Below are 24,108 nucleotides of genomic sequence, written 5' to 3'. Positions count from 1 at the left end.
ACGGAATAGGTTTAGAGATTTTTTCGCCCTCCTTATGATAAGGTTCCCCGCACTGTGATCTCACTTTGTTCAACCATCGGCCATTATTTCAATTAAAAGATGCTAAAAAAAGACTAAACATTTCGTTCCACATATTCACGGGGTTCTCCACACGAATAAATCTCATTTAAAAAAACCGAAACACGGCATATCGTCCTTCAGGCATTCGATCTTTATCTCGCGAGGACTCTTCAAAATTTGGTGTTTGTCCAGTCCATCTCAATCGGGCTTGATAATACCAGAAGGCTCGCCTTTGAAGAGCGAAAGGGCTATTTCTCATGACTCCATCAACCGCAGTAAGTTAAGCTTATTTTCATATATTGACAAATAAATGTGTTAGACTACTAAAAGAAGAATTGCCGATCTATACTAAAGAATGCTACACAACTGGATGCAGGCAAGTATTACGATAAACGTAGGTTAGAAAGGAAGCCCCATGAATAGTTCCTTGAAGCAACTCATGAAATCACCCGCATTTCCCGGTGGAATCATAACCATTCTGATATTTTATCTAGATTACTTTCAATTCGAACTTGTTGAAAAATTTCTGCTGTTTGCGGCTTTCGTTATTGTGCCTCTTGTAATTTTACTTTTGGACCATGACGCGAAGAATACATATCAACGAATGATGTATGCCGCTATGAAGTGGCTTCAATTTCCCGCTGCGCTTCTTACTCTAGCTTCGGTAATGAGTAGTAAGATGTGGGGGTTAGAAAGTACGGCAATCCCAGGAATTCTGTCCCTTGGGTGGCTACTGTTCACACTGCTGCTTGGCATCTATGGCTTGACCACTATTGTGATCGCTAAAGGAAAAGCAGCGGAAATAGCAATTGGTGCGGGGCTCGTTTATTTTTTCATCGGAGGCATTTGGTTTACCTTATATCAATATCAATTGAACCTCTTTCAAGCTAATCCTGCAACGCACGCGTTAAGCTCGGTTCACTTTCATTTCTCATCTGCAATCGTTCCAATTTTCATTGGTGAACTGGGACGCATCATGACGAAGAAAAGCTGGTACCCCTGGGTTGTTGCCATCGATATCATCGGACCCATCTTGATTGCTATTGGTATGATTTTCTCCAAGCCGATTGAATACATTGGTGTCACTTTGTTCGCCTGTAATATTGTGGTTTACACCGCTTATCTCCTTACTTACTTGAGGAAAAACGCTTTGGATATTAAGGCATCCATCTTTTTAGGCCTTTCTTGCCTAGCCTTTTACACGGTGGTTGTCATTTCCATCTTCTATCCGTTACTGAAAAATATGTACTCATTAACCATACGCGATTTCATTCCCATTTATGGAGCTCTGCATGCATTTGGTTTTGTCTTATGTGGACTGATTGGTTGGGTGTTCATGGTAGACTTCGTTAAGGAAAAGGCTAACCAATCGGCTTCATAGGAGTAGTTTAGTCAGGTTCGTGCTATAATAGTGTTTAATAACATTCATCATTCTGCCAAGATGGCGATGATTAAGGAGATTGAATTTTGACGAACAACCATGAAGTTGGAGCAGTGAACGAACTACCGGAGAACTTTGAAGAGCTCAAACGAGCGGCTAACCGGACGTCAAGCTGGAGAGACAGACTGAATGCGGTGAACGAATTGGGAAACTGGGATACAGCCCCTACCATGAAGTTGCTTCAGCATGTTTTGAAAAATGATCAAGTGTTCCAGGTGCGTGAAGCCGCATATAACAAGCTGAAGCAGTTGGATGAAGATGTACAAATGCCTGCCAAAAACAAAGGCGAGCTGTTTAAAGGTACTAACAAAATTTTGCTACGAATCAAAAAAAGCCTTCCTGAAGGTCATACATTTGAGGAATTTAAGGAAAAACTGCAAAAGACACGTCTTGATCTCTATGATACTTACGAGGGCGACAAAGATGCTGAGTTCGACTCCTGGCTCCATGGAATTTGGGAGACACTAGGTAGAAGATAGCCGCCGTTCACCGTAAAATAGCTGAATACAAAGCCACTCCAAAAAATGGAGTGGCTTCTTTATTTCTTATTATTTTGATTGTCACCAGATTTCATCTCACTCTTTAGCACTTTGAAGTAGCCTACATTTATTTCACATGTACATGCCCTGTAAGATACGAAGTTATGTGATATAAAATTTACTCTGGTATATAAGGAAGATCCAGTGTCTTTGGAACGTTGATGACATGCTTTTCTGTATACGTGCGGATACCTTCCGCGCCGTATTCACGGCCAATACCAGATTGCTTAACCCCACCGAAAGGGAAGCGAACATCCAGACCTTGAACAGCAGCAGTATTGATCATGGTCGTTCCAGCTTCGAGTTGACGTGCGACGGAGATGGCATCCTCTTCTTTCCCCCACACAGAACTCGTCAATCCATATATGCTTTCATTGTGTAGATGAATACCCTGCTCTTCATCGTCAAATGGAAGAATCGGAACCGTAGGGCCAAACTGTTCCTCTACTACAATCGGATCATGAACATCGCAACCCAGAACAAGCGTAGGTTGTAAGAAGTAACCTTGGTCAAACAGTTTCTGATCCAAAATTTGGCCGAGAGGGATGACCTTAGCCCCACGCTTTTGCGCATCTTCAACCAAACCAAGCACGTAATTTTTCTGTTTCAAATTATTAACCGGACCTACTGTCGTATTTGAATCAAATGGATCACCAATTCGAATCCAGCGATTAGCCGCCTCTATATATTTTTCCACAAACTCATCATAAATAGAACGGTGTACATACACACGTTTGGCGATCATACAGATCTGGCCTGCTGTCAAGAAATTAGAAATGACAATCCGGCGCATGGCTCGCTCATCATGAACATCAAAGCTTTCCAAGAAGATAGCCGCATCATTACCACCAAGCTCAAGCGTCATATCTTTAATCGTTTCCGAAGCTGCTTTGATAATATGCTTAGCGGTCGCGGTGCCACCTGTGAAGGCGATCTTTGTGACATGAGAATTGGTAGTCAATTCAACGCCTACATCCGCATCACCATGAACGACATTGATTACACCAGCCGGGAACTCACTCGCAATAATCTCTGCTACCTTCGCTGCCGCCAGTGGTGCAAACGGGCTTGGTTTAAGCACAATCGTGTTGCCCGCAAGCAAGGCAGGAGCGATCTTAATGGTAGATAAAGCAATGGGATAGTTCCATGGACTAATCGCTGCCACCACACCAATTGGATCATAGGTTAGAATCGTTTTACCATTCTCATGCTCTTTGATCTCTTCCTGTAGAGCCGATTTGGCTTCATTACAAGCAAACTCCATCCACATTAACGAAACATAAATTTCACCGTGTGCATCATACAGGGGCTTGCCATGCTCTCTGGACAGCAAATGTACAATTTCATTCTCAGCTGCTCTAATCTTCTCGATCGCCTTGCGCATCATAATAATGCGTTCATCAATGGAGGTCTGCTTCCATGTTTTAAAAGCCCCTGCCGCCGCATCAATCGCTTCCACGGCTTGTTCTTTCGTAGTGACAGGGAAATAGCCTACGATCTCAGCGGGGTTTGTCGGATTCTCTTTTGCTAACTGCGAAAGGGATTTTACATTTTGACCATTAATGAACGCTTCAACGATAACTGTCTCTTGGTCTGCTTGCGTTGTCATTTTGCATCCCCTCCGTTATTTAGATGGATTAATTCCAAACTTCTTCTGCAATTTCCTTCACATAACGAAGTTTACGCCATTGTTGTTCTTCCGTTAAAATATTGCCTTCTTCCGTGGAAGAAAAGCCGCATTGTGGGCTCAAACAAAGTTGCTCAAGTGGTACATAGGTTGCCGCCTCTGCAATCCGAGCTTTAATCTGTTCTTTATCCTCTAACTCGCCTGTTTTCGAAGTAAGTAAACCAAGCACGATTTTCAAATCTTTTCGATTCACATATTGTAAAGGCTCGAAGCCACCTGAGCGCTCATCATCAAATTCCAGGAATAATCCATCTACGTTTAAGCCACCAAAGATAACTTCAGAAGCGTACTCGTAACCACCCGTTGAGAAATAATTTGATTTATAGTTACCACGACAAATATGCATCGTCACAACTAAATCCGCCGGTTTATGAGCCAAAGTTTCGTTAATCATTCGCTGCATCGTTTTCAACTCTTCTGCCGGTTCCAGACCTTTGGCACGCAGCTTATCGTGACCAGCTTCTGAGAACAGGTCTGCCCAAGCGGTATCATCTAATTGCAGGTATCGACATCCCGCATCATAGAAGGCTTGAATTGCTTTTTGATACGCCGCAATCGTATCCTGAAGGAATTGCTCCCGGTCCGTATAGGTATTGGCGCCATTTTCCAACCGATATAGAAGCATGTTGGGACTTGGAATGGTCTGTTTCGCCACTGCATCACCTGCATGCTTTTTCAAAAACTCAAAATCCTTAACAAAAGGATGACTCGAGAAATCAACTTTACCAACAACACGAATTCCACCCTTGCGAGTTTGCATATTATGGAATTGAGGCCCATCAATTTCCTCATACAACTCTACGCCATCCAAGCCGCCCAGAAAATCAAAGTGCCACCAGCTTCTGCGGAACTCACCATCCGTAACTGCCAATACGCCATTTTCCTTTTGCTTTTCAATAATTCGAATAATCTCTTGATCTTCCACAGCTCTTAATTCCTCATATGTGATGTTGCCTGATTTATATTGTTCACGTGCCTGACTTAAGTTCGCAGGACGTAGAAAACTGCCTACATGATCATTACGAAATGGTATCATAAGTATTTCTCCTTCTAACTTTTTATTCTAATGAGTATAGCATGGTCAAAAGGAATGCCTGTTATATGAAAAAAACATGGCTGGTTATAGCTTTTAACAATATCTAAAGTTTCGAAAAACAAAAATGCCACAACCTCATAGGGTAATGATGTGGCTTACCTTATATCAGTATACCTTTAGCCCGACACCTGACTTCCTATCTCTCCCAATACATTTATTTTCTAGTATAATAACGAGATACAACAAACATTTTTAAATAGAAGGAGAGTTGTTATGGAATATCATGTATCCAACCATGGGAATGATCAAGGAAAAGGAACAGCAGATCAACCCTTTCGTACCATATCACGCGCTGCGGCTCATGCCATGGCTGGTGATACCGTTATTGTTCATGCGGGAGTATACAGGGAATGGGTTAACCCGGCGAATGGAGGAACAGCGGAGCATCGAATCGTATATCGATCCGCAGGAGATGGGGAAGTTGTGATTACAGGAGCTGAGCGGATTACCAACTGGAAGTCTGAAGGAGACCATGTATGGAGCACAGAAGTGCTCAACTCTATCTTTTCCGTTCGTAATCCCTTTGAGGTGGAGCTCAGTGGAGACTGGTTGTTTGACGGGCCTTTCCCGGTTCATCTCGGCGATGTCTATTTGGATGGCAAATCATTATATGAGTGCAATAGTGTTGAAAGCGTTCACAATCCTGAAGTTTGGCCCGAAGCCAAGTATCCCAAGGATTCGTTGTTAAAATGGTATGCCGAGGTTAGTTCTACGACAACCAAAATCTGGGCCAATTTTGGTGGAAAAGACCCTCGTAAGGAAAATGTAGAAATTAATGTCCGTCCTTATTGCTTCTGGCCTGAGAAACCGGGAATTAACTACATCACCGTAAGCGGTTTTACTCTTCGTCAGGCCTCCCCCCAATGGGCGCCACCTACAGATTACCAGGAAGGTTTGATTGGACCTCACTGGAGCAAGGGCTGGATTATTGAAAACAATATAATCAGTGAATCCAAATGCGTTGGTATTAGCCTGGGTACCGAGATCGGCACAGGGCACACCAAGTCTTTGGAGAAGCATAGTAAAGGTGGTACTCAACGCGAGCAGGAGGTTATTTTACAAGCATTACGCTCCGGCTGGCATAAAGATAACATCGGCAGTCACACAGTTCGAGGTAATGTGATTCATGATTGTGAACAGGCTGGTATTGTGGGTCATATGGGAGCAGCCTTCAGCCGCATATATCAGAACCGTATTTATAATATTCACCACAAACGACTCAGACACGGTGCCGAAGTAGCGGGAATTAAACTGCATGCTTCACTGGATACTCAAATTGGCGAAAATATAATGTATAGCTGTTACCGTGCGCTTTGGCTGGACTGGCAGGCACAGGGCACTCGCATCAGCCGTAATGTATTTTTTGACAATCTTTCGGAGGACCTCTTCGTTGAGGTGTGCCATGGTCCATATATGGTCGATCACAATCTATTTCTCTCTCCGATGAATTTCAGAAATATGGCTCAGGGCGGGGCATTTGCTCATAATTTGTTTGCAGGCCGATTTGTCGTTCGTTCCGAAATCACCCGTATTACGCCATATCACTTCCCTCACGAGACGGCCATGGCCGGATACTCCAATATCACTGGAGGCGATGACAGGTACTACAACAATATCTTTATAGGAGACAATGATCCTAATAAGGAGCCTATGCCCATCACCTTTTTTGAGCATCTTCCCGTTAAACCAAGGGATGAAGTTGGAGAGGACGGGAAGACCGTCATGGATGGTGTTCCGGACAATTCCATATGTTATCTGCATGCTGTGGGACTGGGCGGCTACGATCAACATCCGGATGTGAAAGATAAAAAATGGTGGGAATACACCAAAGAGGAGCTTCTTGAGCTTGGCGATGCGGCGAAGGATTTCTTTATAGGCAATGCCGTTCTTCCGGTGGCCATGGGTGGCAATGTATTTCTTAACGATGCGGTTCCAAGTCGTCACGAATCGGATACGAAGATCTATTCACAGAAGGGTATAAACGTTGAAATTGATCCTGCACTAGGCAAAGTGCACATTCAGATTCATGATCCCGAATTGCTTCGGGGAACCTCTGCAATGTTAGTTACCACGGATCTGCTTGGAAAGACTTATCACGCCAACATGAAGTTTGAGGAGCCGGACAGCAGTCCATATCATTTTGACTCTGATTTCTTCGGAACAAAGAGACCCGATGCAAATGTTACACCTGGTCCGTTTGAATTAACCGAACAGGGTACTCTTGATTTTGAAATTTAGTTTATGATTGAGGATCCAGTCATGATTTTAGGTGATTGGTCTCTATCATGTGTAAAGCCTCTATTCCGCTAATCGGGATAGAGGCTTTTAATTGGTGAACGATACTCTGTTTTCTTTCGGGTAATCTCTTTTTTTATCAAAAGTATTCCGCTGTTACTTGTGGTACGGTTTAGCTTAACAGGGTTATCGGCGAAAAAAAACGAGAGGAACTGCTACACAGCGATCTGCTGATTCCGTTCAGCTATCGTACCTATAGTTGCTCACGCCAAATTTAATTGAATGTCGAACTTGAAGGTAAATACAGCAGACAACCCCATAGTGGTAAAATATAGATATGAAGTATTGGGGGTGAGGTTATGTATGGCTGAGTACAAAGATAACAGGAATTTTAACTTTCTATTACAACAGCTAGAATATCAGACACCTACAAAAAGACGTTCAATAATAAGGAAGAAGAAAGGAAGAAACTCATCCATTTTATAATTGATCGTCCCGGTCGCGTCGCAGAGAATCCCCCTCCGCTGCTCAGGGTACGATTATCTTCGGTTTCGTAGATTGATGCTTCAATCTATACAGAAATTATGGGGCAGCTGGATTGCACTTGCGGTAACCTCGCTTACCTTCGGGGCCTTCCATCTTGGCAATCCAGGAGCGACACTATGGAGCGCACTTGCCATCACCCTGAAAGCAGGGGTTCTGCTCGGAGCTGCATTCTTGTGGCGGCGTAATTTGTGGTTCGCCATGGGGCTGCATTTTGCTTGGAACGCACTTGAAGATGCGCTTGGCATTCCTGTGTCCGAACTCCCTGCGGCCGGGTTGTTTACGGTGAAGGCTAACGGCGCGGCATGGCTTACGGGGGGAGATTTTGGCCTGGATGGCTCTATTGTTACGGTGATCCTGGAAATTGTGATTGCCAACCCGATGCTGATCGGTGCTGCACAGAAACGGCCATGATTTGTTTCCCGCTATTTGAATGGAAAGTTGGAGCTTGAAAAGATTGTCCAGCTCATGAACTGATTCGATTAATTCTCATTGTACAGAAGGAGCGCATTTAGCGTTCCTTCTGTAGCTGGCAGTTGTGAATCATTGCCGCTGCCGCAACCTCATTCTGGAAATCACGGCTTCTATGACGAGCAGATTAGGAATCCAACAAACCCAAGCGACAACCCGAAACCCCGCCTCGAAATCGCCAAGCAGAAGATTCAGCGGTGCTAACCAGATTCGAAGCGTGACCGCTGCAAAAGTAAGCGCATAACTGCGAAGCATCCATGCTTTATGAGCTTGGATGTCTTTCGCCATAATTTTTCTCGTTGCAATAAGCGTCGTCGCAACCCACAATACATCGAGCGACATGAATCCAAGCCCGGCAATCCAACCTCCCGTGGCAAAAAGGGATAAATACACACTCACGATTCCACTAACTGTAATCGAAAGAACATATCCATACCCCAATAGGCGATGCCAACGTTTCCTATCATTCGTTGGCTTCATAAATAGTTGAAAGGGTCCTATGATCAAGGCAAATATCGCGGTAACAATATGGATGTATAGTACATATATCCATGGTTTGAGTTCAAAATTCGGCTTTTGCAATTTGAAAGAGACAAGTCCTGCATCACTAGCTTTAAGCACGCCATACTGAACAATTGCGTATCCGGCAATCGAAAATGCAAGAATGAAAACGAGTGCCCGAATCATCTTATTTCCCATTAGAATTATCCTCCTCCGTTGATGCACCGTGAAGCTGTTGTCCCTTTAAACCCTATAGTGGCTATAGAGTCAATACCGATCTTCTCGATTAAGGCATCAGCCAGAAAGGGACATACAAATTCAACGCTTGTCGTGGTCAAGTTTCCTGCCGTACTTTTGGTGCAAACGGATCTTCGCTTCCTCCCAGCTTTACAGTTAGAAATAATACCCCTTCTGAATATCATCTAAAAGGGTAGGATGTACTGGTTTCCATCCTACACGCTCCTGCGTCAACGCACTGGACGCCGGATTATCCGTTTTCGTAAAGGGTGCAAGCCATCCGAAATGTTTACCTGCTTCTTCAACCCCAATACCTTGGACCGGCAAGTTCAAATGGAGGCCCAAAGCCGTGGCGATCTCTTGAAATGGAATGCCCTCTTCGCTCACTGCATGAAACCGGGACCCTGCCGGAGCTTGTTCTAAGGCGAGTCTAAAAAGGCGCGCCGCATCCAGTAGATGCACGGATGGCCAACGGTTGTTACCGGAGCCTGTATAGGCGGAGAACCCCTTCTTGCGAGCGATGTTCACCAGATTTGGGAACAAGCCCGTCTTATCGCCTTCACCGTGTACGATCGGTGGGAGGCGTACAATCGAGGAACGTATCCCACGATTCGCCAAGTCTAGGGTGGTATGTTCTGAAATGATGCGTAATCCACCTTGCGATTGAGGATCCCCAGCGCTGGCCTCCGTTCCGAGACGACCGGGAGTAAGCGTCATCGTAGGCATCGCGACGACAAGCGCCCGGTCACCGGCGGGTAAGGAGGTGCCAAGTGTCTCGATGGCTCGCCTATCGGTCTCAATTGCAGCCTTCATAAATCGCATCACTACATGACGAGGAGTCCCGCCGAATAAAACCCTAAGCCGAGTTGGAAGGCCTGCATGCGAGAACTTGTGGAAGAAGGCCAAATGAATGACCCCGTCTACTGCAGCAGCCACTTTGCACAAGCCTGCTAAATCCTCAATCGAACCGACTTGAACCTGGGCACCCAGTGCCGTAAGCCGTTTGCTGGCTTTTTCAGAACGGGCAAGACCAACCACTTGATGACCGGCATTCAGCAGTTCGCGAACGACCGCCCCTCCGATGAAGCCTGTCGCCCCTGTAACCAATACACGCATTTTCAGAAATCCCCTTTCCTATCGATAGGATGTTTACTCTTAGTATAGGGGATTGACTACTGCGGTCTTTGCCTTTTCCGTCGGAGTTTTTGCCTGATTCAACAGATTCCGCCGCTTAAAAAGGAAAAATCCGCTAGGCTCTATGCCCGCGGAAATTTGAAAAGCCGTTTACATGTGCGTTTCACTTCAACTTTTGCTGGTCCTGACGCCACCTTGTGATATCTCTAGTTGGAGGACACCCAAAAAATCGGCTGTAATCGCGGCTAAATTGGGAATCGCTCAAATAGCCTACACGCCGGCTCGCCGTAGTTGCGTCAATGGAGCTGGATAACATTAGACGCCTCGCCTCTTGCAGGCGCAGCACCTTTTGATATTGCAGAGGGCTCATCGCAGTAGCCGATCTGAAATACTCGCGAAACGACGATTCGCTCATATGGACCAGCTCCGCCAAATCCGCTACTTTCAACGGCTGAGAAAAGTTATTTTGGAGCCAATCAATCGCTTTTGCAACCTGCTGCATGCCCGATTCCGCCAGAACAGTCTCGGCAACATAAACACCGATTGGGCTACGGAGGATGCGGATATAAATCTCGTCTTTCACCAATGGAGCCAGCATTTGAGCGTCATCGGGAGAGGACAGGCAAGCCATCAATCTTGCAGCGGCGTTCATCATGGCCAAGTCTGCTTCGATGACATAGCACGCACTGCGATTGCGAACCTCCGGTAAACCATTAGGAAATACCATCGGCAGCAACGAAGCAATCCTTTGCGGATCGAGGTATAGACCTATCCCCAAGAACGGTACTTGGGGGCTGGCCTGCATGATTTTCATCGCAACAGGCAAGGCAACGGGGGCAATATACATTCGCGAAGCACTATACTCATAAGCATCCTTGCCTGCGGTAATTCGCTTTTTCCCTTGCGCTGCAATGCAGATTACCGGTGAGAACATAGTGTGAACATCATCCGCCGCTTCTACTTGCGAATATCGGTTCACATAGAGACCATGGATCGGTGAAGCATAGGTCCCATCCTGCGAAGTATGCGTGTAAATCAAACTTGCCAATCGAGCTGCTTCACTATCTAGCGCTGAATTGGCATCATCTAATACAGATACATCCTCATATTTATAGTAATTGTCCATGTTCACAAGCAACTTCTTCCCCCTCAGATGTAACGGGATGATAGGCATGTTCATGATACCACAGGCGCATCCAGAAAGCTTAAGCATTAAAGTTAAATTAGCATGGATATCTCAAGTCTACCCTTCTGCAAGTCCGAGGGGATTCCCTGCTAGCACGAAGCGGACAGCATTTCTCGCTATCGCCTCCCAATCTGCTTTACTTATGATACGGTTCACCGTATCGGTTGTAGGGCGAAACTTAAGAGGCTGTTCCAAGATTTACTTTTGGAACACCCTCTTAGATTATTTAATGATTGCACTGTAATTATATTCCAAACAATAACATAACGGAAAATTACACAGTTATTGTGCTGGTTCTAATACGGTTCCATCTGTGAAAAGGTATTGAATGTTATCTGACTTTTTCCAGAATGAAGGTTTAATCGCTGCTACAATTGATGCACGATCGACTACTCCTGGTAAAATAACAAAATCAGATGTTTTACCCAAAATTAAGACACTCCACCCGTTTTGAGCCCCATCATAGTATATAGGATCTTCATCTTTAATATCTTCAAGAGATATTAACTCTTCCTCACTCAACTGTCTTGGAGAAATAAACCCAAACAGTATAAAGTCTTGCTTATGTTTGCGTATCAACTCTCCATGTTGATTTAGCTCTTGAAGCCAAAATTTATTTACTGATCGATCAAATTTTTTTACAAGATTTTGTTTACGATTAAAAACGTCTCGTTCCGGCATAAACATACCCAATCTTTGATGTATCTGTGCTGGATCAATTCCAGCAAGTCCTGAAATTGAATTTGAGTGATCGGCTACTGCCTTCATTTTTGAAGAGATTTCAGTAGTCTCATATCCATACAACAATCTGTCGTATAGTGAAGGTGAAATTATCGGCCATAACCCAGACACCAAATCATATTGGGAATATTCACCTTCCCACTTATCTGCTCTAACTACTAATGGGAGAGTTTGATCCGGTCCAAAATGACGCATTGGAATAGTAACGCTACGAAACGTTGATGATTCAATACGCACATCTATATCCTTAACTTCTATGTTACTAGCTTCCACAATTTTGCCAAGAAAAACAAGTTCGCCGGTGGGTTCAAGTAGTCTACTGTCGAACCTCTTTAATACTAAATTTTGAGAATCTATAATATCGCCAACAGAGACTTGCTTCTCTCTAAACAATGAAATGTCATCAAGTATCATATTCGCTTCTGGAATAACTGCGAGTTGACCGATCAACCAATTAGAAAATTTATGAAATTTGTGAAATATATAATTCCATAACTTTTTCACCTCAGGAGAGCCTGACTTTAAATTATAATGTTCAATGTGTTTACTAATTTCCAAGACAACTGTACTAGCAAGATTTTCTGGAAGCTTACTAATAGAATCATCAAGTCCTTGAGGAATATTTGTAATAGAGTTTCTGTCAACAGACAATTGCGGACGTTCCATACCTACAAAGTTTATTGTTCCTATTTCTGCTACATCATGAAATTGGTGTATTGGTATTTCGACTACAACTCCATCAACAAGAACATTAGGGATCCTATATAATACAGGTTGAAAAGAAAGCACTCGATAGTCTACTTCAGGCATGCCTGGTAAAGGTAAGCTTAGTAAAAAACGATACTCAATATCTTCGACACGTATACTATGTTCCTGTAGGTTAATAAAGTCTCTAACTTTTAAATAATCATCTAATACCTTATATCCATCTGAAAGATATCTATGCTCTGAATAAATAAGTTTCAAATCCTCAGAAGGATAATCTTTCAAGTTAATTGGAGTTCCCCAAGGAATGACTTTTTCAGGTGTCCCATTATTGATTGCCACCAATACATCAACGTCTTCCTTCGGAATCGCTAAAGAACTGCTTATCAAATTGTAGATATGTGAATCCCACTTTTCATAAACAGCTGGTCTACTTTGCTTAAATTCTTGCGATTTACTTCCGTGAATCACTAGTTGAAGTTCATCGATTTTGTGATCATAAATAATCACGTCATCAGATAGATATACCTTAATCAAGGTTCCGTGCCTTCCCAATTTTTCTAAGTCAAGCGCGTCTGGTGTCATGTAATAGAACTTCTCGTGAGGCCCGTCAATTGAAAAACGAATTGGCTGCTCGGAAGTTGTTCCATCGACAGCAAGAGATCTAGTAGTAACTTCTAATTTATCTCCTACCATGAAACATGACAATATTCCAATTCCGAATTGAGAAGTTGGTTTAAAACTGCTATTTAACAAGGCATTTTGTTTTTGAAACTCTTTAGATTTATAAAATGAGTTGCCAATCTTTAAGAAGAAATTTGTTATTTGGTGCTTATTCATACCAACACCATTATCTAGACAGTATATATAGGTCCGCTGTCTGCCACCTTCTTTAGATATACCAAGCCCGAATTCAATTTTTCCACGTATACCTACTGATTGATTATCATATATTGCCATCATACAGCGACAAGCATCGAGTGCATTTTGATAGAGTTCGCGTAAACATAAGAATTTATTTTTATAAAGCCCAACACCCATTAGTAATTCAAGAATCTTGTTTTGTTCAAGAGTAAATTTCATGTCGGGTACAGGGGTAAATTTGCTATTATCGTATTGAACCTGTGACCTGTCCACTGTATTCGCAATGTTTAATCTATATCTTTCGGCAAGGTGTCTTGTTTGAACGGAATACTCCATGCCGTGAATGAGACGAAAGTAATTGTCTATTTCTACGTCAACCCAGTCTAGATATTCCTGTATGAAGTAATAGAGACTTGGTTCATCGCAATAAGCCATGTATTTTATTTTTATCCGTCCATTTGCGTCTGACTCATCTAAACTGTAATTAATTCCTTGAAACTTTACCTTCCAGTGAAGAAGGCTTTCCTTCGAGCGAATCATTTTTTCAATAAATAATGATTGTGGTGCTCTATCATGACTGAAATGCAATATGTCTGCAAGACGAAGTAGCACGGCAACGAATTGTAAATTTGCAGACTCTGGTCCATGGTATGCTGTGTGCTCCTCAAGGGTTTTAACATAATTCATTGATTCTCCATGCGACCGACATATTCGTGCTAAATCATTTGCCAGTTTATCTCCCCACACTCCACCAAGACGAGCTTCAAATAAAGAAGCAAGGTTGCGAATATATTTTTCAACTCTCTGAGGGTGCGTTTGCCGAGTAAATTCGTATCGAATTAAGTCACTCAACTCAAAAAATTCAGTATAGCTACCATTAAGAGCTTTTTTCTTTAATTCATCAGTGTAACCATTTCTAAACTCTTGATAGTCAATGAGTCTTTCAGCTAAATCACGTTGCATTTCAGACTCAGAAGGGGAAGAAAAAATAAAAGTGCTCACTTTTTCAAAGTCCTCATATAATTGAGGCTTATGGGTCTCTATAAGCTGAATAGCGGATGACAATTTGTATGGAGGGTTTCCATCATTAGCATACGACTTCCCCAAATCATTCCGAACGAACTCGCCAATTCCTTCAGTCATTTTTAGGAGATTGAGCTCCCAAGCAGGTAAAGCCATAGCGCAATCATGTAAAAAACCGGACATTTGAAGTAGGAATAATTCGTAAATAGATAACTCATCTACTTTGTCTCTCAAGAGAGATTCCATATTATGTACAACCATACCACTGTGAGAAGCATCGTGAATATCAAATTCAGGCAATTGCTGTAAGACTAGTTTCAAATGTTGTGTCGCGTGTTCACAAACCTCGTTTAACAGAAGCAATAGCTTAGAAGCCATATTTCCATTATTCGACCTGCTATTTAAAACCTCTACAATCATCATTTACTCATCTCCAATTCAGCAGGTTTTTTTGATTTCTTTTTTTCATTTATAAGTATAATTTCCAAATACATAAAAATGCAATTTACATTTGTATATTATGCACACACTCATATAAGATAAAAGGCAGCGATCATTAATGCTTATCAAAGCCAGTAGCTTCAGTCAGTCCCTTCTTACTAAAATGATGCCTACTAAGAGATGAACCGCTTTGAGGAATGACTGCTTTGCAATTCCTTATGTCCCAAAGAACTTTTCGTTCCTATCTGCTGAGAAATCAAAAATTTCGCCCTATTTCTTTCATTGTATCTAATTCATGTCTCTTTACCACTAAAATTAGAGACGTCGGTTAAGTCCGGACGTCTCTAATTTTTAATCTTCGTATTTATCCACTTGTTTTTGTTGAGCTGTAATCGGATCATTTAGAAATTCTATTAGTTCTTCCAGTATGATCAAGTCCATTTCTCTTTGACCTGTTGTGACATTTGTCATAACATGCGTTAAACCGTGATATTGACGTAAATCAGTATTGTTTTTATCCAATAACGAAGTTATCTTGTAATTCCCTACATAAAAATCTCCGGTTTCCCAGACAACAACAAGTCCTATATCATTTGAATTTTTAGAACTGTCTTGAATATTTTCAATTAATCCATCCAATGAAAATTTATATTCCAAAATTTTAGGGCTTGATATAAACGGAATTTCATTAATGCTTTCTAAAGTTTCACCAAAAACGCCTAGTGGATTAGTTTCCTGATTGTAAATATGGTAATCTGTAGGCTCTGTGACAATAATTCTATACAGCCCATCGTAGGTAAAACGCTCATTAGTTGACATTATTCTAACCCCACGAATAACTCCACCAGCTAAAAGCTGATTAAACAAAGCTATTACATCTTGCTCTCTTGTAGGTTTAGATGTTATTGAAATTGTTTTGGTCGGTAAGAAGAAATGCTCATTAATCAACTTCAGTGGATTTTCCAATTCATACTGAGCCATGTCCCTCTTCCAGTCTTCCACCCTTTTTTCTCTTAGAAGATCGGGTGCTGCCCCAGTGTTGGATTTCAAGGTAAACCCCACCCGCTGTAGCGGTCCTTCAATTAGTTTTCTTGAAATTTCCTTGGCGAACTCTACAATTTCACTTTGAAATCCCTTTCTTCCCAGATCAGGACTACAATTATCAAAATGTATCACTACATGTACCTGGTTTTGTCGCCCTATATATCTTTTTAAAGGAATTTGAATTATTTCGCCTTGAGGCATATTATTGGCTGCAATTTGGATTCCTCCATACATTATCCTATAGTTATTTCGCAAGCCAAGTGATTCATTTATTTTATCCCAGGTTTTCGTTGTGAATGTATACGCAATGTAAACATTGGGAAGATATTTATTGCATATATCCATGGCTTCATCATCAGCCTCTAGATTTGTGAGTTCAACTATTTTTTCTGTGTCCCAAAAATCATAAATGATATCCAAGTCTTTATATGCTGAGGGAAGCCTATTTGTATCTTTTCCTTTTAAGAACAAATCTGCTCTTTTGTTCTCTATATCAGTGTAAGAAGCAGACTTTCTTACAACCAAATGTGGCCAAAGATATTTTATACCTCTTATTTGCTTTTCAGTCTGGACACCAGCCTTGGAAATGACTTTTATACTCACATCAATATCTTTATTTTGAATAAATGCTCCAATGCCCGTCTTAATTGAGAGTATTTGAAACCACGCTTCTGCTGTATCAGCTTTTAACCAACTAAGATCCTTAGGATGTGTTTGTTTATCAAATTTCAAACAAACAGAGACACCTCTATCTATTTCATTGAAATATTTATCTGTTGCACCAGCTTCATCATATTTCACTACTGGATTTCCCGAAGGGCTTTCATCATGTAACCATTTCCGGGCGTCAAGGATTTTCCCCACTGCGTAATAATCTTCTGTTTTTGTGCATACTTGCAAGTAATTAAACCCATATGCTAAGTAAGTAGCACCTACACCTTTATGCCCTCTAGTTTTACCTGATTTAAATGAAAAATCAGGAGCTAGAAATGATTTATACTTTTGCTCATCTAATCCTATTCCATTATCAGTAACAATCAACCGATTCTTCTGTATGTCTATGGTTATAAATACTGAGGGTACATATTTACTATCTTCCTGCTCAGACCGCTCTTCTACGGAATCTAGAGCATTTTGAATAGTTTCTGCAAATGGATCAAACCAACCGACATAAGATGCTAAAATATTAAGTATTTCTCTCTTTACTGATCTCAATGCGACATCAGAGTTCACAATATGTTTTGCCTCTAATGGATCAAAGGGATTAAACTTTATCATGTTACCCTCCTACGTTCAAAAATTGTATTCTCAGTATAACCAGATTTAGATTATTATTTACCTCTCCGTTAAAGGCAGTTATCTATCGATGAGGACAAATTAACTCTGAGATTTTTCAAAAACCGAAGGGGTACCTGTAAACTTAATTAAAAATGTTGAACAAACGATCATATTTGAGAAATGGTTTGAAATCTCAAATATTAATTACAGCTGGAGAGATGGCCGAAATCTTATAATAGAAAAGGGTTAAGTTGTTAATGAATATACTGAAGTTCTTATTCACCTCAAATTTACATTCTTTTAAACCCTCAATTATTTTATCCTATTCCAATATTACAATTTTAGAGATATCCACCATCTTCCATGTGTTTCCTTTCTTGAATAGTTTTCCTGAAGCCTTTATTGGTGCTCCTATACCGTGTGCCTCGTAGGCGATAGCATAGTTTTGTTTATTTAAGTCTAATTTTACAAGGATTTTCTTTCCGTTCATATCGTGTCTTACAGTAGCTTGTCTTAAAAATTCTTCATCACTCATTGGATTTTTATTAGAATGCAATGTTACTATGTTTCCATATATAGTATCGTAATAAGGTTCAATTTTGTTTAACTCATATGCCGCATACTCTAACACCTCATATGAAGCCCTTGAAAGAACCCATTCATTGTTAACCGATATATCTTCTGAAACTTCAAACTTTGGACTCCATTCCACATTTATCCCAATATTAATTGATTTATTTGATGAAAGTTCAAGTAATGATTCACACATTCTAGAGTTAAAGGCTGTTTCGAAGTTATTAACTAAAATATCACCATCATTCTCTTGTACAGATTGGCTTAGTAATTCTATACCGCGAATAATCCTTTCCATTACTTTACGTTCAAAGGGTATGGCCTTCAAGTCTTCAAACATTTCAATTTGAACATATTCATCAATTATGGGTGAGTTAATAGCTAGACCAAAACTCCCCTCAAATGTATGCCCGAACCGACATAATTCACCATGTTTTATCCCTACTTGGAGTGGTTTCTCGAAAGATGGAAGGCTAACTTGTTCAGAACATGCTCCATACACAAACAAATCTCTTAAAGATTTTAAAGAATCAACAGCATATGGTAATGGTATACTATTTGTATACTCACCAGTATTCAGAACCCGCACCTTAAAAATATCATGACTCATTAACCGCACTTCATCAATAACCTTTTGAATGCTTACGCCCCTTAACGAAGCAACTATACGAAGTACATCATCTACCCTTCTATTATAATCTATGTAGCCTTCATTTTTCGGAACACCTACTTCTATTGGTATACCAGAATCACTTGTCGGTCCTTTAAAAAGGATAATTTTTTGGTTCGGATGATCACTAGATGTCCACTCATTTTCTCTAAGATATCTAATTAAGTTTACTAATGGTATTTTACTCATTTCAAAACACCTACTCTAGCATCTTCTATTAAAGTCCTTACTGCATCAGGTGTTAGAACATTATCTCTGGGAATTCGTATTCTAGTGGTTTTTTTATTCTGAGTCATTTCTCCTTTTACATAAAAGAAATACCCACACTTCCTGAGCTTGAGTTCGTCTTCAGTTAGAGATATCCACTCACTTGAATCTTTGGGCAAGCATAGTACTACTAGTAAACATGGGGTTGAACTTGCGGTATGTCTATAAACTAACTTATTATAAGCATCGACTTCTATATCGTATACAATAAAAGACCCATCAACTTTCCAATTAATTGTTGATTTCAGTTGGAAATCAAAAGATACCCCCATATCCATTAGTAGACCATTAAATTTATCAATACGCCGAACGCAAACATCCACTCCGTAGTCTCGTGAAACTATATCAAATGAAGCGCCAGCTTTCGCAACTACAGCACTAACGTAAGAAACAGATAAAGACTCCTCGATACTCTGGACACTTACTGTCATGTCACTCCCCCCAATTCCACGTAGATAATAAGGAAAAATATTCAATCTCTTGTAGTTATAGTCCGGTTTCTTATACTTTGCTTCGGAATATAAACATAATTATGTAATTTTTCAGTATTGAATACAATCATATTTGTCCCCACAACAAAATTCGAGCGAATTCGACATATTATTGATGCCAAATTTATTATTATCGACTCACACTTTTTGATCCATTAAGTCCCCGCTTTTTAGAGTTTAAAAACTCAGGAAAAATGTGTTCCTCCTACCTGATCTCTCTCAACAATGGATTTGAAGCATTCGCATATATGAATTGAAACAATACAAAAGGGAACATTCGATTCAAAACAAATAGGGGAGATATTGAACGTATAGAGTATCGAACCGATGAACAAAAAAAACGGTCAATTGATTTTCAAAAAATCATAAATTATTTTAACATTTTTTGTGAAATAAATGTTTCTAACATCGATGGAGCTGAAAGAGGCATCTACCGGGTGACGAGTTCTATTGATAAAAGTTTACGATTGAAGAAACTTAAAAGCTCTATAAAAATCAGTTCGTCAAAACTTAAACACATCTACATTGTTTATGCTGCATCAGAGATAAGACTTATTGATTACATTAATAATATGCAGAACTTCATAGTAACATTTTCTGAATTTGATATTGTTTATACAAACAAAAAGTTGTTTAAAGACAGTAAACTACTTGCAAATTTAGAATCTTTTATTGATGTTTTTGAAGAATACTCCGCGCTAGAAGGTACTCTCTCAGAAAAAGGAAACATTGCATCGCATATGACTCGCTTTGAAAGTAATACTCTTTTTGATTTTGTAGATTCCGTTCTAGCAGTTAACGCAGACTACCTATTTTGTGATGATCTTGGAAATGAATTCGCTGATTTTATTTCAATAGATAATCAAAAGAAAGTAAGTTTTTATCATGCAAAGCATGCATCATCGCAATTTTCAGCTAGCGACTTCCAAGTTGTAATTGGTCAAGCATTAAAAAATATAGGAAACATGACTCCATCCACTGCACAACTTGAACAAAAAAGAACCCGTTGGAGCTCTCATTACACTGGATCAGGTATTGAAATGATGCGAAAAGGAGATAGCGTAGAGAATGGAATTACAAGCTTTACAAAAACTCTGAATCATCCTAATACAACTAATTACATCTATATAGTAGTAAATTATATCTCAAAAAATAGAGTTCTATCTGAACTCAATGAGCTACGGAAGGGGGGTAACACTTCGGCACAAACTATACAACTGTTTTGGCTACTATCATCCTTTATTTCTACATGTAGAGAGTTAGGTTCCCAAGCTCACATAACATGCAAACCTTAAAAAGTATACACCCCAAGAAACTCCAGGCGCAAAATTTCGCCCTACTTGTGGTAGGGTTCACCCCGATTAATCTTCACCGCACGATAAATCTGCTCCACCAGCACCAGCCGCATAAGCTGATGCGGCAGGGTCATGCGCCCGAAGCTCAAGCGCTGCTTCGCGCGGCGCAACACCTCATCGGAAAGCCCGTGGCTTCCTCCGATGACAAACACGACATGGCTCGTCCCATATGTGCCGAGCTTGTCGATCTCCAATGCCAGCTCTTCAGAACTCCAGAGCTGGCCATCCAATGCGAGCGCGACGACATGCGCCTCGCTCTTCACATGCGCGAGGATGCGTTCGCCCTCGCGCTCTTTCACCGCCCGAACCTCAGCTTCGCTCAGGGTATCGGGCGCCTTTTCGTCTGCGACCTCGATCATCTGAAACTTGATGTACGGGGCGAGACGCTTGGCATATTCCTGAATACCCAGCGTGAGATATTTTTCCTTCAATTTGCCTACGCCAATAATCTGAATAAACATATCAATCCATTCCTCCTAAATTGTCTTGCGAGATTTCCTATAAGTAAGATGCTTCATCGCATCGTTCGTTCCAACTGTATTACCTATACTACACATTTCTCCAAATTCTAATGAACCCCACACACCTTATTCAGCCCCATTTCGGCTCCTTTAAAATCTAACGAATCTGAAACACGCTATCCCAGTTAAAACAAGCGTTTCCCACCTATTTCCAGGCCATTTCAGTAAGATAACGTGTCTACGATTCGTTAGATTTCAACCAGGCGGTGTTTGCCCCGAATAAGGTCTGTCAGGTTCTTTAGAGTTACTCCGCCCAACCCAGCCACGCCACCGTCCCTACCGACATCGCTGTCACCCAAATTCTACTTTCCCCATGCCTCAGCAGCTTCCATTCTATTACCTACACACCTTGCACCTTTTCTACAAACTAGCTCACTCCCAACTCGGAACTCCGCACCTAACTAACTTTACCTATTACTCTCCCCTACTCCACCGTCATCCCCCACAATCCTCGCCAACGCCACGCTGCCTAACAACCACTCATTCCCCCATAAACACAAAAAGAGCGCTCATCACGCTCTCCTTGGCTTCTTGCTGTGATGTTCATACCGGATGGAAAGTCAGCCCGAAGCGCCACCTTAAGTCACGCCTCCGGCCATCTAAGTCCTACAGTACGCTAAACGACGAGAAATTCCGCATGCTGTTCGCACTCGGCGCACTTCGCAGGCGGGTCCCAATCGGCAAATTCCGTCTCCTTCAGATCAACGATATCTGGAGCGTCCTCATACTCATCGACAAACATGTCGATGGCAATGTCCACGTGTTCTTTGCATACAACGTACATCCGTTAAGCATCCTTTCTGTAACCAGCTATGTTCCCGATTCACAACCGCTTATCCCATTACAGGATAGCCACTTCTCAGTTCTATCACACCTGCCGCCGAAAAGAAACCCCTACACGCCTAATGACAGCAAAAACATCCCTCCCACTTAACAGGATAAGGATGTTTGCCTTTTACTTATACCGTTTCTAGAAGTCCATTGTTATACTTAAGGCCAAGAAATTTCGCCTTTAATTACCTGAGCGCTCGTCTCCAGATCGCCTGTATTCTTAAAGTCCGGATATGCTTTTTCCATGGCTGCAATCAGTTCTTTTGAATCTTTGGCTGCTTCTACCTCTGCTTCAAATTTAGCAATATAATCACGGGTGAACGTAACACTCGATATATCCCCGGCACTGGTACCCAGGTAATGACCTGGAATCACTCGCTCTGGATTCAATGCAATAATTTGGTCCAGCAGTTGGCGCCAGTAGTCACGGCTCTCTGGCGTTTGGTTATCTGCGATCCAGACGTGCGAATTTTCATAGACAGGAACGCCACCCAGAACAGTTTTAATGGAAGGAATCCACAGGAACGTATGGGACGGATCGGAACCTTCTAGACCGATAATCTCTACGGTTTCTCCATCTAAGGTCAATTGAGCACCGTCAAGAACGTCCGGAACAATCTGTGCAGTTGGTGCATTTTCTTTCAGAATCGGATTCCAATATTCATTCTTCACTTGAATTGTTTCCTTGATTCCTTCCACCGTTGCTGGAGTCGCAACGATTTTTGCATCAGGGAACGCCTCACGGATTACCGATAGACCGAAGTAATAGTCCGGGTCCTTGTGGCTGATATATACGGTGGTCAGTTTTTTACCCGTTTCTTTAATCATTTTGACCAATTGCTCGGCATCATTCTTTTGGAACTGCGCATCAACGAGCACGATTTCAGTTGGACCTTCAATCAGGTTTGATGAAACGCCAAAAATGCTGTTTTCCCCAGGATTATAGGTGGTCACTTTCAGCTCTACCGCTGGTGTGTTTGTTTCCTCGCTCTTTGTATTTCCAGCACTAGCAGCATTTGAGTCTTCCGCATTTTCGGCTTTACTTGCTGTACCCGCACAAGCACTCAGAATTAACATGAAACATAGAGCGAGCATAACGCCCATTGATGATTTTTTAGTAAACATTGAATTGATCTTCCTCTCTTTATGTCGCTGCCATTCATCCATATCAATGCATCTAGCAGCCAATTCCGTTGATTTCTTAAACCATCCTATAGTCTGGTTGTACAATTGCTTCGACTTAATCCCCCTTCAAATCATTATATGTAACAACTACAGTTACAACTTATATAATGTAATCATTATAGTTACAACTAACTGCGAATGTCAAGTTATTTATTCAAAAAATCTACTTCTAATAACTTTTCCGTTACTCACAAACTTTATAAAAACAACAAAAAAACCAACCAGAATTTTCTGATTGGCCCCCATTTAACTTCCCCTAACCCTGCAGTACGCTTTATTCCAAAGATTCAGACTCTTCGTGTCCAATACTCATTTTAATTCAATCCCGACTGCGCCTTCGTCAACAGCTTCCCACCTTGAAAAGCAATAACCGCATTGGCACCATTGCCGGCTGTACCTTTATAGTTGTAAACCACCATATTCTCCGCTTCACTCAGCGCTTCACCTTCGCCGCCAAGGATCTCGATGACATCTTCTACCGACATGCCAACCTCAAGCTTCTCATACTGGGCAAATGTAATCAGCACCCCGTCGCCTTTCCCAGCCGATCCGTTGTTTCCCGATGTTACAGGCGTTTGACCACCAGCTTCACCCACCGCAATCACATTTGTACTCAGCTCATTCAACTTGGTCTCAAGTGCTGCGATCTTTTGCTCCTGCTCAACGCTCTTGGCTCCCTGCTCCACCAGTTTCTTCTCAAGCCCTGCAATCTTCTCTTGCAGAGCACTTGTATCTACAGAGGCTCCTGTCGTAGCTACCTCAGATCCACAGGCGGACAACATAAACAGGGACAGAGCCAAACTCGTTCCCCCAAGCATCTTTTTCTTCAATTGTTTCATCAAAAATACCCCTTCCATCCTGAAATAAAATTAGATCGACAAACAGATGTTATTGCATCAGCGACCGTCTCCAACATATTGACAACAGTTTACCACAGCCCTAGTCTTATGTATCTGCTCCTTTGGCTCCGGGTCTAACTGATCATGGGA

At 41.5% G+C, this 24,108-nt stretch carries 18 protein-coding genes and 1 pseudogene; 5 read left to right on the top strand and 14 right to left on the bottom strand.

Annotated features, from left to right (window positions below; all coding sequences use genetic code 11):
• Positions 1-238 precede the first annotated feature (238 nt).
• Positions 239-313, bottom strand: a pseudogene (locus tag NSQ38_RS05490) (DNA alkylation repair protein); the annotation flags it as partial.
• A gap of 162 nt (positions 314-475) precedes the next feature.
• On the opposite strand from NSQ38_RS05490, the gene NSQ38_RS05485 reads away from it, so the two are divergent.
• Both NSQ38_RS05485 and NSQ38_RS05480 read left to right on the top strand, forming a co-directional pair.
• A complete protein-coding gene (locus NSQ38_RS05485) occupies positions 476-1,441 on the top strand; it encodes a YndJ family transporter (protein WP_339787541.1) in 966 nt (321 codons plus the stop codon).
• A gap of 86 nt (positions 1,442-1,527) precedes the next feature.
• Positions 1,528-1,980 carry a HEAT repeat domain-containing protein gene (locus tag NSQ38_RS05480; protein WP_339787538.1) on the top strand — a complete coding sequence of 151 codons (453 nt, stop codon included), beginning with the start codon at positions 1,528-1,530 and terminating at the stop codon, positions 1,978-1,980.
• A 178-nt stretch (positions 1,981-2,158) separates the two neighbouring features.
• Here the strand turns inward: NSQ38_RS05480 and NSQ38_RS05475 are convergent, their stop codons facing one another.
• Both NSQ38_RS05475 and NSQ38_RS05470 read right to left on the bottom strand, forming a co-directional pair.
• Positions 2,159-3,649: an aldehyde dehydrogenase family protein gene (locus NSQ38_RS05475; protein WP_339787536.1), complete on the bottom strand. Its 1,491-nt coding sequence runs from the start codon at positions 3,647-3,649 to the stop codon at positions 2,159-2,161.
• A 28-nt stretch (positions 3,650-3,677) separates the two neighbouring features.
• Positions 3,678-4,763, bottom strand: a complete 1,086-nt coding sequence (locus NSQ38_RS05470) for a 5-methyltetrahydropteroyltriglutamate--homocysteine S-methyltransferase (protein WP_339787534.1) — start codon at positions 4,761-4,763, stop codon at positions 3,678-3,680.
• A 273-nt stretch (positions 4,764-5,036) separates the two neighbouring features.
• Between NSQ38_RS05470 and NSQ38_RS05465 the strand changes: the two genes are divergently transcribed.
• Both NSQ38_RS05465 and NSQ38_RS05460 read left to right on the top strand, forming a co-directional pair.
• Positions 5,037-7,061 carry a right-handed parallel beta-helix repeat-containing protein gene (locus NSQ38_RS05465; protein WP_339787532.1) on the top strand — a complete coding sequence of 675 codons (2,025 nt, stop codon included), beginning with the start codon at positions 5,037-5,039 and terminating at the stop codon, positions 7,059-7,061.
• A 558-nt stretch (positions 7,062-7,619) separates the two neighbouring features.
• Positions 7,620-8,015, top strand: coding sequence for a CPBP family intramembrane glutamic endopeptidase (locus tag NSQ38_RS05460; RefSeq protein ID WP_339787529.1), 396 nt, complete (start codon positions 7,620-7,622; stop codon positions 8,013-8,015).
• 129 nt (positions 8,016-8,144) lie between these two features.
• Here NSQ38_RS05460 and NSQ38_RS05455 read toward each other — a convergent pair whose 3' ends face one another.
• From NSQ38_RS05455 to NSQ38_RS05425, 7 genes are all read right to left on the bottom strand, one after another.
• A complete protein-coding gene (locus tag NSQ38_RS05455; RefSeq protein WP_339787526.1) occupies positions 8,145-8,771 on the bottom strand; it encodes a DUF2306 domain-containing protein in 627 nt (208 codons plus the stop codon).
• Positions 8,772-8,966: 195 nt separating this feature from the next.
• Complete coding sequence (locus NSQ38_RS05450; RefSeq protein ID WP_339787523.1) at positions 8,967-9,926, bottom strand: SDR family oxidoreductase; 960 nt, start codon at positions 9,924-9,926, stop codon at positions 8,967-8,969.
• Between the two features lie 181 nt (positions 9,927-10,107).
• On the bottom strand, positions 10,108-11,118 hold the full coding sequence (locus NSQ38_RS05445; RefSeq protein ID WP_339787521.1) for an AraC family transcriptional regulator: 1,011 nt from the start codon (positions 11,116-11,118) through the stop codon (positions 10,108-10,110).
• Between the two features lie 294 nt (positions 11,119-11,412).
• On the bottom strand, positions 11,413-14,886 hold the full coding sequence (locus tag NSQ38_RS05440) for a hypothetical protein (RefSeq protein ID WP_339787519.1): 3,474 nt from the start codon (positions 14,884-14,886) through the stop codon (positions 11,413-11,415).
• Positions 14,887-15,255: 369 nt separating this feature from the next.
• Positions 15,256-17,226, bottom strand: coding sequence for a hypothetical protein (locus tag NSQ38_RS05435; RefSeq protein ID WP_339787517.1), 1,971 nt, complete (start codon positions 17,224-17,226; stop codon positions 15,256-15,258).
• A 322-nt stretch (positions 17,227-17,548) separates the two neighbouring features.
• Positions 17,549-18,658 (bottom strand): hypothetical protein, encoded by a 1,110-nt coding sequence (locus tag NSQ38_RS05430; RefSeq protein ID WP_339787515.1) that lies wholly within the window; start codon positions 18,656-18,658, stop codon positions 17,549-17,551.
• Positions 18,655-19,167, bottom strand: a complete 513-nt coding sequence (locus tag NSQ38_RS05425; RefSeq protein ID WP_339787513.1) for a DUF4365 domain-containing protein — start codon at positions 19,165-19,167, stop codon at positions 18,655-18,657. The genes NSQ38_RS05430 and NSQ38_RS05425 overlap by 4 nt, the downstream gene beginning before the upstream one ends.
• A 497-nt stretch (positions 19,168-19,664) precedes the next feature.
• Between NSQ38_RS05425 and NSQ38_RS05420 the strand changes: the two genes are divergently transcribed.
• A complete protein-coding gene (locus NSQ38_RS05420; protein WP_339787511.1) occupies positions 19,665-20,522 on the top strand; it encodes a hypothetical protein in 858 nt (285 codons plus the stop codon).
• Positions 20,523-20,563: 41 nt separating this feature from the next.
• On the opposite strand, the gene rlmH is transcribed toward NSQ38_RS05420, so the two are convergent.
• The 4 genes from rlmH to NSQ38_RS05400 all read right to left on the bottom strand — a co-directional run bounded on the left by rlmH (position 20,564) and on the right by NSQ38_RS05400 (position 23,958).
• On the bottom strand, positions 20,564-21,043 hold the full coding sequence (gene rlmH / locus NSQ38_RS05415) for a 23S rRNA (pseudouridine(1915)-N(3))-methyltransferase RlmH (RefSeq protein WP_017691463.1): 480 nt from the start codon (positions 21,041-21,043) through the stop codon (positions 20,564-20,566).
• Positions 21,044-21,719: 676 nt separating this feature from the next.
• A complete protein-coding gene (locus NSQ38_RS05410) occupies positions 21,720-21,887 on the bottom strand; it encodes a CxxH/CxxC protein (protein WP_017691462.1) in 168 nt (55 codons plus the stop codon).
• A 206-nt stretch (positions 21,888-22,093) separates the two neighbouring features.
• Positions 22,094-23,059 (bottom strand): MBL fold metallo-hydrolase, encoded by a 966-nt coding sequence (locus NSQ38_RS05405; protein WP_339787509.1) that lies wholly within the window; start codon positions 23,057-23,059, stop codon positions 22,094-22,096.
• Positions 23,060-23,433: 374 nt separating this feature from the next.
• Complete coding sequence (locus NSQ38_RS05400; RefSeq protein WP_339787507.1) at positions 23,434-23,958, bottom strand: hypothetical protein; 525 nt, start codon at positions 23,956-23,958, stop codon at positions 23,434-23,436.
• Positions 23,959-24,108: the final 150 nt, after the last annotated feature.

It is taken from the genome of Paenibacillus sp. FSL R7-0313 (assembly GCF_037969885.1).
Taxonomy (GTDB): Bacteria; Bacillota; Bacilli; order Paenibacillales; family Paenibacillaceae; genus Paenibacillus.
This window is presented reverse-complemented; position numbering and strand designations above follow the sequence as displayed.